This is a genomic window from Flavilitoribacter nigricans DSM 23189 = NBRC 102662, assembly GCF_002646595.1.
Lineage (GTDB): Bacteria > Bacteroidota > Bacteroidia > Chitinophagales > Saprospiraceae > Flavilitoribacter > Flavilitoribacter nigricans.
Map to the genome: position 1 here is coordinate 55,630 of NZ_PDUD01000026.1, position 13,642 is coordinate 69,271.

The 13,642-nt window shown below is 51.3% G+C and carries 9 protein-coding genes; 6 read left to right on the plus strand and 3 right to left on the minus strand.

Annotated features, from left to right (window positions below; all coding sequences use genetic code 11):
- The first annotated feature begins 118 nt into the window (after positions 1-118).
- The 5 genes from CRP01_RS21940 (at position 119) to CRP01_RS21960 (ending at position 10,055) form a co-directional block, all read left to right on the plus strand.
- On the plus strand, positions 119-1,591 hold the full coding sequence (locus tag CRP01_RS21940; protein ID WP_099152258.1) for a vanadium-dependent haloperoxidase: 1,473 nt from the start codon (positions 119-121) through the stop codon (positions 1,589-1,591).
- A 62-nt stretch (positions 1,592-1,653) separates the two neighbouring features.
- The gene (locus CRP01_RS21945; RefSeq protein ID WP_170110486.1) at positions 1,654-5,010 is read left to right on the plus strand and encodes a VCBS repeat-containing protein; all 3,357 of its coding nucleotides are present in this window, start codon (positions 1,654-1,656) and stop codon (positions 5,008-5,010) included.
- A 90-nt stretch (positions 5,011-5,100) separates the two neighbouring features.
- Positions 5,101-5,895 (plus strand): SDR family NAD(P)-dependent oxidoreductase, encoded by a 795-nt coding sequence (locus CRP01_RS21950; RefSeq protein ID WP_170110487.1) that lies wholly within the window; start codon positions 5,101-5,103, stop codon positions 5,893-5,895.
- 142 nt (positions 5,896-6,037) lie between these two features.
- The gene (locus CRP01_RS21955; RefSeq protein ID WP_170110488.1) at positions 6,038-6,676 is read left to right on the plus strand and encodes a carbohydrate-binding family 9-like protein; all 639 of its coding nucleotides are present in this window, start codon (positions 6,038-6,040) and stop codon (positions 6,674-6,676) included.
- 256 nt (positions 6,677-6,932) lie between these two features.
- On the plus strand, positions 6,933-10,055 hold the full coding sequence (locus CRP01_RS21960) for a DUF5107 domain-containing protein (protein WP_170110489.1): 3,123 nt from the start codon (positions 6,933-6,935) through the stop codon (positions 10,053-10,055).
- 1 nt (position 10,056) lies between these two features.
- Here the strand turns inward: CRP01_RS21960 and CRP01_RS21965 are convergent, their stop codons facing one another.
- The gene (locus CRP01_RS21965) at positions 10,057-11,454 is read right to left on the minus strand and encodes a vWA domain-containing protein (RefSeq protein WP_099152263.1); all 1,398 of its coding nucleotides are present in this window, start codon (positions 11,452-11,454) and stop codon (positions 10,057-10,059) included.
- A gap of 46 nt (positions 11,455-11,500) precedes the next feature.
- On the opposite strand from CRP01_RS21965, the gene nfi reads away from it, so the two are divergent.
- The gene (gene nfi, locus CRP01_RS21970) at positions 11,501-12,181 is read left to right on the plus strand and encodes a deoxyribonuclease V (RefSeq protein WP_099152264.1); all 681 of its coding nucleotides are present in this window, start codon (positions 11,501-11,503) and stop codon (positions 12,179-12,181) included.
- A gap of 63 nt (positions 12,182-12,244) precedes the next feature.
- On the opposite strand, the gene CRP01_RS21975 is transcribed toward nfi, so the two are convergent.
- The gene (locus CRP01_RS21975; protein WP_099152265.1) at positions 12,245-12,664 is read right to left on the minus strand and encodes an OmpA family protein; all 420 of its coding nucleotides are present in this window, start codon (positions 12,662-12,664) and stop codon (positions 12,245-12,247) included.
- 137 nt (positions 12,665-12,801) lie between these two features.
- Entirely contained in the window at positions 12,802-13,473 is a 672-nt protein-coding gene (locus tag CRP01_RS21980; RefSeq protein ID WP_099152266.1) for a hypothetical protein, read from the minus strand.
- Between the last annotated feature and the right edge of the window lie 169 nt (positions 13,474-13,642).

The window sequence follows — 13,642 nt, forward strand, 5'->3', positions numbered from 1 at the left end:
TTCAGCTCAACCTCAGCTTTTTGAGTACATGGGTGGAAGGTTTAAAGTGATACCCACCCGGCAGGGGCGACTTTTATTTCGCCGTAGTTTGTAAACCCACCTTATTCAAAAATTAGTCATGTACAGATATTATACCATCCTGTTAATCACCCTTTTTTCCTTTGGATGCAAAGAACAAACTCAAGATGACGCCGCTCAGGATGCAATGAAGATATCCGAGCCGACGGGCGTCGATAATGTCGCCTACAAATGGGGGCAAATTGCCTTGACCGCTACCGCAAATGATACGGAAAAATTCCGGCCGCGGCCGACGATCACTTCCCGTTTTCTGGGGTTGATCTTTGTTTCCGTATTTGACGCCTGGTCTCGCTACGACGAGCAGGCTACTCCAGTCTATCTGACGGGAGTAGAGCGCAGGCCAACGGACGAACATTCACTGAATAACAAAGAAATTGCCATTAGCTATGCCGCCTTCCGGGCCATGAGCGAATACTTTTATTCCGACAAGGAGTTGTTTGCTAATTTCATGGAGGAGTTGGGCCTCGATCCTAACAATGAATCTATGGATCCGGGTACTCCTGAAGGCATCGGCAACCTGGCGGCAAAAGCAGTTATCGAAGCCCGTAGAGGAGACGGGGCCAATCAGTACGGAGAGGAAGAAGGCTCGAACGGAGAACCCTATTTCAACTATATAGGTTACGAGCCCGTCAATTCCGCCGACGAAAATGTCGATCCCAACCGCTGGCAGCCCAAATATTTTTCGGACGGGAAAGGCGGCCAGTACGCCCCCGGATGTTTAACGCCCTTTTGGGATAAGGTCCGGCCGGTGGCCCTAAAATCCGGTGATCAGTTCCGTCCCGGCCCACCGCCGATGATCGGTTCGGAACAACTGGAAAAAGAAGTGCGGGAAGTCATCGAATTGCAGGCCAATCTGACCGATGAGCAGAAAGCGCTGGTGGAATTCATGCGCGACGGTCCGCAATCGGTGCAGCAGGCAGGCCATTGGCTGACCTTTGCTCAGGATGTTTCGCGCCGGGATAATCACACGCTCGACGAAGACGTAAAGATGTATTTTTATAATCAGGTAGTGGCAATGGATGCCTTCATTGCTTCCTGGGATTCAAAGATGTACTACGATTATGCCCGACCCTACGCGCTGGTTCACCGGTACTACGAAGATCAGAAGATCAAAGCCTGGGGAGGCGAAGGCAAGGGGATGATCGAGATGGACGGTAGCCAGTGGCGGCCGTACTCGCCGGAAACTTTTCTATGCCCCCCATTCCCCAGCTACGTCTCGGGGCACAGTACAATTAGCGGCGGCTGTGCCGAAGCCCTGAAATTGTGGACGGGTAGTGACGAATTTGGAGTGGAAGTGGAAATGGTAGCCGGTGCTATGACCGAACCGGATAATCTGGGTGATACGGTGACCCTGGCGTTTCCGACTTTTACGGAAACCGCTGAGATGGCCGGTATTTCCCGGGTACTGGGAGGATATCATATCCAGTCTGATAATATTGAAGGCCTGGAACTCGGCAGAGACGTTGCCCGGGAGGCCTGGAAATTCTACAAATTACATACCGGAGAAAATTAATGCGGCACCGCCTCCAGATAGCATTCACAAAACGAGAAGGTGCAACCATTGAAAAGACTATTATGAAAAAGATAGAAAAGTTAAGCATCGTTTTTCCTTTATTCTTACTGCTGATCTACAGCAGCTGCCAGGAAAAATTCGATATCAACGAGAATAATGACAAGCTGTTTACGCTGATCCCGGAAAGCCATTCCGGCCTTGATTTCCAGAATGATGTGGTACAGACGCGGGCTAACAACCACATCGTAAACGTCGAATTTATTTCCGGTGGAGGCGTAGCCGTTGGAGACATTAACCAGGACGGATTGCAGGACCTCTTCTTTACCGGCAACCAGGTTCGTGATCGACTCTACCTAAATCAAGGGAACTTTCAATTCAAGGACATTTCCGAGAGTGCCGGCATCCTGTCGGATACCCTCTGGTCGAGCGGCGTTACTTTTATCGACATCGATCAGGACGGTGATCAGGACATTTATGTTTGTCGCAATGTATATCTGGAGGATGAGAACAGCGCTAATCAGCTCTACATCAACAACGGCGATCTTACCTTTACCGAAAGTGCCCAGGCTTTTGGGCTAGCCGATCGGGGATTTTCCATACAGTCTATATTTTTTGATTACGATAAGGACGGTCTGGTGGATATGTACCTGGTCAATCAACCGCCCAGTATCCCCGGAGTCGGTGGACAACTCAACCAGTCCATGGCCGCCAATCCTCTGTTCAGCGATAAGCTATACAAAAATACCGGTGGCGGTAAATTTGTGGACGTTACCGATCAGGCAAATCTCCGGAATTTTGCTTTCGGCCTCTCCGTATCCGTTGGTGATCTCAACGGTGATTCCTGGCTGGACCTCTATGTCTGCAATGACTTTGATGTAGCTGATCATCTTTATTTAAACCAACAGGACGGCACTTTTAAGGATGTGGTACACGAGTCGACCAAACACATTTCCAATTTTAGTATGGGCAGTGATGTGGCGGACTACGATAATGACGGCAATCTGGATATCCTGGTGGTAGACATGGTCGCCGAAGACCACAAACGCCTGAAGACGCACATGGGGGCGATGAAACCGGAAGTATTCTGGGAGCAGGTCAGAACTGGCAAGCACTATCAGTACATGTTCAACACCCTGCAACGGAATAACGGCAATGGCACTTTCAGCGACCTGGCTCAGCTGGCCGGCGTTTCCAATACCGATTGGAGTTGGGCGCCTTTGTTCGCTGATTTCGATAATGATGGTTACAAAGATATTTTCGTTTCGAACGGAGTAAAGAACAACAGCCGGTATAGCGACCTGCAGCGCAAATACGATCATATGCTGGACAGCATCAACGCCTTAGCCCAGAGATCGGGAAGAGATCCGAGCGAACTGACCGATGTAATGGACTTCGTCAAACTGGCTCCCAGCGACGAACTCGCTAACTACATCTACAAGAATAACGGCGATTACACCTTCACAAAAATGGTTGAGGAATGGGGACTGGATTTGCCCACGCTTTCCAATGGTGCAGCCTACGCGGACCTGGATCTCGACGGCGACCTGGACCTGGTGCTCAACAATATGGACCAGAAAGCTCTCCTTTACAAAAATAATGCGGTAGAAAAGCAGGCTGGAAATTATCTGCGCTTCCAACTGAACGCAGAAGGGAATGGGAATATTTACGGTACCAAGGTCTCCCTCTACCAGGACGGACAATTGTGGCAACTGATACAGGTAAACAATGCCCGGGGATATATGTCCAAAAGCGAAGACATCGTCCATTTTGGAGTAGGTGCGAAAAATGCCGTGGAAAAAGCTGTAGTCGAATGGCCCGACGGTTCGGTCTATACCCTGGAAAATATCAACGCCAATCAGGTCGTGCAGGTGGATCAGGCCAACGCGCAGCCGGGAGCTGGTCCCGACCGGCCGGCAGCAACCAGGTTTAAACCGGTATCGGACGTAGTGGCCCTGGATCAAACCATGCACCAGGAGAATATTTACGACGACTATGCCAAAGAAGTACTGCTGCCCCACAAGATGTCCCAATTTGGCCCGTGTATCGGAGTCGGTGACGTCAATGGAGACCAGCGGGAAGACTTTTTTGTCGGTGGAGCCGCCGGTTATTCGGGTACCTTGTATCTGCAAAATTCCAGTGGTGCATTTGATGCCGTTGAAAATGGTGCCTGGTCCGCCGATCGGGCCAGTGAAGATATGGGCATTGCCTTTTTTGATGCCGACGGAGACCAGGACCTGGATCTGTTCATCGTGAGCGGCGGCAACGAATTTGCCGAAGATGCTCCGGAGTTGCAGGACCGCCTGTACCTCAATGACGGGAGCGGCCAATTTGTAAAAAGCCCGAATGGTCTGCCCAGCTATTTAAGCAGCGGTTCCTGCGTGGTTCCCCACGATTTTGATAAAGACGGAGATATAGATCTGTTTATCGGTGGAAGATTGGTTCCCGGGAAATACCCGGTCCCGGCCAGTAGCCAGTTGCTTGAGAACCACGGTGGCAAATTTGTGGATGTCACTTCCGAAAAAGCTCCCGGTCTGAACGATCTGGGATTGGTGACCGCCGCAACCTGGACGGATCAGGACCAGGATGGGCTGGACGATCTGGTGGTAGTTGGCGAATGGATGCCCGTCACCCTGTTCGTACAGACCTCCGATCAGCATTTTGAAAAACAGGAAATGGAAGGGCTGGAAGACTCCAACGGCTGGTACTACTCCGTCAGTGCCGATGATATGGACGGTGATGGGGATCAGGACCTGATCGTCGGTAACCTGGGATTGAATTACAAATACAAAGCCAGTTCCGAAGAGCCCTTTGAGGTCTACAGCTATGATTTTGACAATAACGGTAGCCTGGATATCGTCCTGAGTTATTACGAACACGGAGTGGCCTTTCCGGTAAGAGGTAAGGATTGTTCCACCCAGCAGATCCCTTCCCTGAGTGAAAAGTTCGAGACCTACGAGGAATTCGGAGGCTCCAATCTGAACGAGATCTTTGGTTCAAAGCTCAATACTGCCCAAAACTTCCAGGCGAAGACTTTTGCTTCGGCCTACATTGAAAACCTGGGAGACGGTCAGTTTGAATGGAAGCCCCTGCCAAGTTTGGCCCAGGTATCTTCCATCAACAATATCCTTATCAAAGATTACGATTCCGATGGTTTTAAGGACCTGCTCGTTTCCGGAAATTTACATTCATCGGAAATCGAAACCCCTCGGAATGATGCTGGAACCGGCTTACTACTTAGGGGTAACGGCCGGGGAGATTTTGTGCCGGTACCGGTCAGGGAAAGTGGTTTTTTCGCTTTTCACGATGCAAAGGACATGAAAACCATCAAGGTAGGCAATCGGGAGATCATACTCGTGGCCAACAACAGTTATTACCTGCAGACTTTCGAATATTTGGGAGAGCTGTTGAGCATGAAATGATCGGTTTCACGGCAGCAAAACGCTAGGGATATACACTGAATTTTGCCGGAAGACTCTGGTCGCCGGCAGACACCAACAAAATGAAGCATCTTGGATCTAAGTCATTTAAAAGTGCTGGTCACCGGGGGAGGTGGAGTAGGGGTCGGAGCCGGGGTCTGCGAAGCACTGGATCAGTTTGGTGCCACGCTGATCATCAATGAAAAGGAATCGGAGAAAGCGGAGCAGGCCGTCAAAAAATACCGCAATGCCCTTCCTGTCCAGGCCGACATTACCGACGAGGCCCAGGTGAAACGGATGTTCGGGACCATTGCGGAAAAACTGGGCCCGATCAACGGCCTGGTCAATAATGCCGGCGTGGGTCTAACCAAAGCCGTGCAGGATATTGAAGAATGGGAATTCGACCGGCTGTACAGTGTTAATGTGAAGGGCATGTGGCTGGTCAGTAAATATTTTGTGCGGCAGCTTTTAGCCCATCGGATTCCGGGTAATATCGTCAATGTATCGTCCGTACATGGATTCGCTAGTCAACCGAACTATTCCACCTATGCTTCTTCCAAAGCGGCGGTGGAGGGTTTCACCCGGGCGATCGCCTTTGAGCTGGGCCGGTACGGTATTCGCTGTAATGCGATCGGTCCCGGGTATGTGCACGCCGAGCAAAACTTTGATCTGATCCGTAAATGGGCCGATGATCCGGAAGCGTGGGCCCGGGAATTTAAAGATGATCAACAGGCGCTGCACCACTTTATCGAACCGGTTGATTGTGGTAATACGGCGGCATTTTTGCTTTCGGAGCTCAGCCGGTCCATTACCGGACAAACCATCTATGTGGATGGAGGAAAGACGATTATGTTGTTCAACCGAAACTATGTGGAACCGAAGGTTTAGTAGTTTAGACCCAAAAGATCAGCCGATAACCGCTCCCTAATCATCGCCATTAAAAGTCAAAGACGGTATGCACCATCACCCTATTGCTCATATTTTAGTCAGCATATTGATCCTGTCAATAGCTGCCTGCCAATCCGACAACATGAAACGATACGAGGTCAGAAAAGCAGACCGTCCCGTGCAGTTAAGCGGCATGGGTACCGACCAGATCTGGGAATCAGCCGTTGCGCTCAGCGATTTCACTTTCCCCTGGAGAAGCGAGACGGCGCCGGCTACCACTTTCCGGGCGCTCTGGGATGATAACCACTTCTATTTTCTGTACCGGGCCCTCGATCCGGAGATCATCAGCAAACAGGAAGGTTTAGGTGAACGGGATGTGGTCGATTCCGACCGGGTGGAAATATTTTTCAAAGCGGATGACCGCATGGATCCATACCACGCGCTCGAAATGGATGCGCTGGGCCGGGTACTGGATACAAAAGGGATCTACTACCGGAACGTGGATTACGACTGGGACTGGCCCGATGGGCACCTGCAACTCAAAGCCTCCACCGATGCTGACGGCTACTGGGTGGAAGGTTCGATCAGCCTGGAATCGCTGCGGCAGTTGGGTCTCTATCAGGATGACCATCTGCTGAAGGCCGGCCTGTTTCGGGGAGATTACCGGCGAGTTGACAAGGACGAAACGGAAGTACGCTGGATCAGTTGGGTCATGCCCGATTCGGAAAAACCGGACTTTCATATCCCCTCCTCTTTCGGGGAATTACTATTGGTAGAGTGATCCGCTAAACTTTGCAATAATAAATGCGCTTCAGGCGTCTTGCGGGAAGCGACAGCGCCCAAGCTGTACTTCCTGAGTCAGGTTCCTACCCGGTTCTCTCATCAGATGAAAGCGCTCCCCACATTATCCGACATTAGCAGTTAACGCAATTACCGAATACCCCAAACGCTCCTATAAAAAATACTGTGTACGCACACGCACCCTCTGTAAATTGCTTATCTTAATGAATTCCAATCGCCATCTAAAACCACCTGCGATGCAAGCTCTTAGAATGTTCTTCCTGCTGTCCGTATCCTTAATGCTCCATACCTCTCTGTGGAGTCAACGAGCGACGATCAGCAGTGAACAAACCGCCCTGACCACCTACCCTTTCTCCGATCCCGATCCGGTGCCGATCCTGGTATCGAATCCTAAGATCTATCCCTACTTCAAATACGAGGGCTACACGCCGGGTGGCCAAGACCAGGACTGGAACGTCGTCCATCTCGAAAATGACTATCTGGATGTGTGGGTACTTCCGGAGGTAGGTGGTAAAGTGTGGGGCGCCCGGGAGAAATCAACCGGCGAGGAATTTATCTACCGGAACGAAGTGATGAAATTTCGCAATATTGCCATGCGCGGACCGTGGACTTCCGGGGGTATTGAATTCAACTTCGGCATTATCGGTCACCATCCTTCCACGGCGACACCCGTAGATTACAAAATTGTGCAGGAAGAGGACGGAAGCGTGAGCTGCTGGGTGGGCAATATGGACCTCGCCTCCCGCACGCAGTGGCGCGTGAAGATCAATTTGCCCAAAGACAAAGCCTATTTTGAAACCCGCGCCCTCTGGTACAACCCCACGGCTTTGCACCAGTCCTACTACAATTGGATGACCGGAGCCGCTTTCGCAACCGACGATCTGGAATTCTACTGCCCCGGCGACCAGTACCTCGAACACGGCGGCGATCCGCATCCGTGGCCAACTGAATACGGCCGCCACATTGCCGAATACAAAGAGAACGATTTTTTATCCCACAAGTCCTACCACGTCGTAGGAGAATACAATGATTTTTTCGGCGGATATTACCACGATCAGGGCTACGGCTTCGGCCATTGGTCGCCGTACGACGAGATGCCCGGCCAGAAACTCTGGCTTTGGTCGCTGGCCCGCAACGGAGGTATTTGGGAAGATCTGCTCACCGATACGGATGGCCAGTACATCGAGTTTCAGGCCGGACGGCTGTTCAATCAATATTCGCCCGGGAGTGATGGCAATCCCGTTACCCAGGCGGTTTTCCCACCCCATTCCACCGACCAGTGGCAGGAACGCTGGTTTCCGGTCAAGGCTATCGGGGGACTGACGGATGTATCTCCCAGTGCCGTCCTGCATATCGAACCGGTTGACGGGAAAATGCAGATCGGCATCAACGCCCTGGAACAGGCTGCGGGCACGCTCCGCGTTTTTGCGGGTGACCGGAAAGTTCTGGAAAAAGAGATAGCCCTGCCTCCCATGGGTATTTTCCGGGAAAGCATAGACTGGCCGACTTCGGAGCAGGGTTTCCGGGTCACCGTAGATGGTATGGGGCTGGATTACGACAGTGATCCCCAAAAGTTGAAACTCAAGCGCCCTTTTCAAAAGCCTGCATTACCCGATACGCCGCCGTCGGAGCTCCACTATCGCGCCGGTATGGAATGGATGGACTTCCGGGAATACGATAAGGCGAAAAAAAGCCTGAAAGCCTGTCTGGAAGACAATCCGGCCCACCTGGAAGCGCTGGCCGCACTGGCCGAGCTATACTATCGTCAGGGGCTTTACGACCGTGGATTGGAACCGGCACTGCGGGCGCTTTCCATTGACACCTATCATCCCGGAGCAAATTACGTGGCTGGAATACTCTTTCAGGCCCAGGGAGACTTCATAAATGCCAAAGAAGCGCTGGGCTGGGCCGCCCGCTCGATGGAATACCGTTCGGCCGCCTACGGCATCATGGCCGGGATATTGCTCGCTGAACAACAAGCCGGAGAAGCCATTCGCTACGCCCGACAGGCTCTGGACTTCAACCGTTTTAATATGCAGGCCCGGCAAACCCTCGCGGTAGCCCAGCGGACATCCGGACAAGAAAAGGCAGCCCAGGAAACGGTTATGACTTTACTGGAAATGGATCCGCTTTCTCATTTTAGTTACTTTGAACAATACCTGCTGGACGGTCAGGCCAGTAGTAAGCAACGGTTCACCGGGAACATCCGGAATGAATTGCCGGAGCAGACCTATCTCGAACTCGCACTGCAATACCATCAGTTGGGGCAAAAGGAAGCCGCATTATCCGTTTTGGAGCTGGCGCCTTCCAGCGTTCTGGTTAATATTTGGCAAGCTTTCCTGCAAGATGATCCACAGGCATTGGCTGCAGTAGCCAACCAGTCTCCCGAACTGGTATTCCCCTTTCGCCGGGAGAGCCTGGAAGCCCTGGAATGGGCCCGGACCAATCACCAGGACTGGAAATTCGCCTACTACCTGGCACTGAACTACTGGGGGAAAGGAAGAACCGAAAAGGCCGTCGAATTACTGGAAAACCTCGGCAACACCCCGGATTATCCCTTCTTCTACCTCACCCGCGCTAATGTACGGGAAAGTACCAGTGCCGATAAAGCCCGGGAAGACCTGCTGCGAGCGCGGGAGCTGCAATCGGATAGCTGGCGCACCTGGCACGAGCTGATCCAGTTTTATTTCCGGCAGGGAAAATTTGCGGAAGCGCTATCCGTAAGTACGGACGCCTACGATCAGTTTCCCGATAACTATACCCTGGGCATGGATCACGTTCGGGCACTGCTGGAGAACCAACAATACGAACCCGCCCTAACGATCCTGCAAACCCTGGAGGTACTACCCTTCGAAGGCGCATCCGCAAGTCGCCGCTTGTACGAGTGGGCTCATCTGGGACGGGCGCTGGAGCAACTGGCAGCGAAGCAATACCCGTCGGCCATTCGCACGCTGGAATCATACAAAAAGTGGCCCGAACGGCTGGGCGTTGGCAAACCCTACAATCCCGACGAACGACTGGCGGATCACCTCCTTGCCTACGCTTACGATCAGACCGGGAAACCGGCGGCTGCCCGGGAAGCCCGCAATCGCCTCCTGGAGTATACCCGCCAGTTCCCGCTGCGAAACAGCCTGGAGACAGTCCTGGGTTTTCAGCTCATGTCGGAAAAAGAGCTCAGCGATCTGGCCATCAATCAGTACGATAGTCCAAAGACCGGAACGGCCATTCGCTGGGCGCTGGCCAAAGCGATGCATAACGAAACGGAGGCGGATAAAATACAGCAGCAAAACGCCGGATTATTCACTTCACCCTTTTACCAGATGCTCGAAAAAGCCATTGCGTTGGGTGCCGTTGACTGATCTATTTGTATACCCCCCAAAGGTTTTTTACTGCCGGCCCCAGACAATTCAGTTTTTCCAGCTTGGGCAGGAATAAAGGACACTGCTCCACCAGATTGAAAGCAAACGGGCGGGCATTACAGCGATTGGCGTCGATGTAGATCAACTCACCGAAAGTATTCTGGGCCAGACAGGTATATTCAGCAAAAGCATTGGTATTGCTGAGGTCGGCGTTCAAAAAGGTGAGGATATTGATACTGATCTGGCGGTTGGCCAGGTTGTCCGCCCATTCGCAAATATCGGTATTTCCGATCTTACAGATATTGGCTCCGTCGCTAACCAGAAAAATGGATTTGCTCGTTTCCGGATTGTCCGAGAACAGATCCGGGGAGTCCATCAAAATATTGAGCAGGGGCGTCGTACCGTCCGGCACCAGAAAATCCAGGGCGTAACGAAAGTCCTTCCGACTCAGAGCTCCTACCGGATGCCATAATCGGGGAACCGTACCACAATCCCCCCCGATGGTTCCGATGCCGAGCGCTTTTTCTTCCGGAATTTTCTGAAACATATACATAGCCGTTTCCTTCATCACCCGAAAGCGATCTTCATCCACGCAGGTTACTTTCTCCATGACCATCGAGCCCGAAATATCCAGCAGGAAGACCACTTCGTCGTAGGGCGTAAAGTCCAGTAGGGTATAAATGTTGGCCGGTATATTGCCGTAATTGGCCAGATCCCCACTGCCGGCGGCTGCCGTACGCGGATAATCAACCGGTGTGATATCCAAAGAATCACAAAGCATTTCGTAATTGTAGCGCGCCGCTTCGTTGGAGCCGTCCTGCTGCAGAGCGGCGGCAAAATGATCCAGGTTCCGCTCCATATCCCGGCGGTGAATGTGGATGTGCTCGGGACGGTCTTTGGATTTGTGCGCGTTATTTCCCTGATCCAGCAAAGCCGCATAACCGAGGGTATTGTAAACGATACTCAGCAACTTGGGTTCCTTCATGCTTTCCAGGAGACTGATTGCCGATTTCAGGGAGGAGATCGCCTGGTCGTAATTTTCCGAATAACAGTGAGCCATGCCGCTGACGAAATGCCGCAGAGCGATCTTTTTGAGGTGATCCGGATCGTTGGGGCCCAGGTAGATCGCCCCTTCCTGCAGAACGGAAAGCGCCTGGTCTACCTGCCCGTCCCGGCCGAGCGCCAGAGCCAGTGCCAGAGCAAAGTTATATTCATCCGGTACCGCTGCGTATGCCCGGCGAAAACTCCGGACCGCACTACCGAGCTGCCCTTCCTGAAAATAAAAAGTACCGACGTAATAATTGCGGTAGGCCTCCTTTTTTCCACCCACCGTCGGCCGGAAAGAGGTCGTAAGAAGAATTGCGGCCGGTATTATCAAAAGTAGTAGTATATTTCTCATATTAGCATTTTGCCCGATCCTGGAATCAATATTTGAATTTCTTTTAATGAACTGGAACCTCACACCTGCAGAAGCGATACAACTCCAAAAGGAATTAAAGGAAAAAATAGATATACGCCCTTTCCCGGGTCCCATCCAAAAAATTGCCGGGGCAGATATTTCTTATAACAAAAACGACGATACCATTTATGCGGGGATAATTGTACTCGACTACGAGACCATGGAACCAATTTGCCGATCTACAATAATAGACAAAATGAGATTCCCGTACATCCCCGGCCTACTTTCTTTTCGGGAAATCCCTTCGCTTTACGCCGCCTGGGAGGCCTTGGAAGAAAAACCCGATATCCTGGCCATGGATGGTCATGGGATCAATCACTTCCGCCGTTTGGGGGTTGCCACCCACTTTGGGCTGATCAGTGGCCAAGCCTGCATTGGCATCGCCAAAAATCACCTGACCGGAACTTACGAAGAACCGGGTCCGAAAAGAGGTAGTTTCAGTAATATCATAGATCAGGGCGAAAAAATAGGGTATGTTCTGCGCAGCCGGGATCAGGTAAAACCGGTCTGGGTATCCCCGGGGCATAGGGTCAGCATGGAACAAAGCCTGGAAATTGCGCTGCACTGCAGCCGGGGCCTTCGCATTCCGGAACCTACCCGGCAGGCTCATCTCATGGTAAACGAATTAAGAAGGGGAGAAATTGAAGCCGGGGTCAAAAGTTTTTGATAATGCCCACAACCAAGACCGCCCCCACGGCCGTCCCATTCTAATACAGATTAAGTGAAAGTGCTACAAAGCCAGAGGTTTGACAATGATATCTACCCGTCGGTTTTTCAATTTACCCTCCCAGGTACTGTTATCGTATACCGGATTGAGCTCTCCGAAATCTTCAATGGAAATGTGGTCGGGATTGATCCCGTGATTCATCAGTTTTTCGATAGCCGATTCACTGCGCATCTGGGATAACCAGGCGTTGTATTGTTTGGAACCGATATCATCCGTATGACTGTGTACACTGATCTGGTGGTGCTCCACCCCGGGAATTCCGTTGAGCCATTTGTACAACTCCTGTTCCTGTTCGGAGTCTATGTAGTGGCTGCCCCCACCGAAGTAAATACTAAAGATGTAATAGTCCTGCACCGGTTCTTCCTGCGCCGATAAGGAAAAGGGAAGGATAAAGATCGAACAGATAGTCAATAAGCTTCGCATGGGTGTCGGGGATTAAGGTAAACTGTGATCCGGGCTGCCGCTACTGCCACACCGGGCAAAACTTCGGCAAACCTCACCTTAAGATAAGGATTCTGAAAATCATATGTTTACAAAATCACCGACTAATGTTCCAGATCTTACAAAAACAGAAAGCGCAGGGCCAGGAACTGCGAACAGAAACCCACAATGTAGCCACTGTATAATTCGCGCGGAACGTGGGCAGAAAGGATCAGCCGCGCCGTACCGACCAACCCGGCCAGAAAGATGAAAGCCATTAGTAAGGTGACCAGGCTCAGCTCAAAAGTGCCCAGGATGGTGGAATTGACCACAAAGGTATCATAACGAAAGAGCAGCATAGAGATCACGGCCGTGGCCATCAGTCCGCCCATTCCAACGGCATGTGCACTGATCTTGGTAAAGATATTGAAGAAGAAAGCGATGAACAATCCGATCACAGTACCCAGCATCAGACTGGTAAAGACGGTCGGCACATTGCTGTTATCCCAGAAATTGCGCAACATCCAGAGATAAAATACGCCGGTAATAATATACGGCCCGATCCGCTCTTCCTTGGTCTTCATCTCGATCGAATCGATTAGGCCCAGGAAACGCAGCATGGCGACCGAAAAGGCCGGAATGAAAAAAGTGGAAAGAAAGACGCGAAGGATCAATTCCTTGCTGGTTGGATCGCTGATGCTGTTTACGCCGAATAAATAAGGATTGATCAGCAGCAGGGTTACCAGCATATAGGTAACGATCAGCAGCGGGTGGAAAACCAAAGATATTATCTGAGCGATAGAACGTATCATGTAACTGGCATGCTTGGATTATAGTATCGGGTAATGTACTGATGCTTAGCCGGCACAAAGGTAATTCCTTTTACCGGGCTTTCTTCTACTGAAAACAGAATTAAAAATATTACACTTTGCTCGGTGTAAAGTTCGTACTTTAGCTCACTTCAATGAATACGGATCTGAC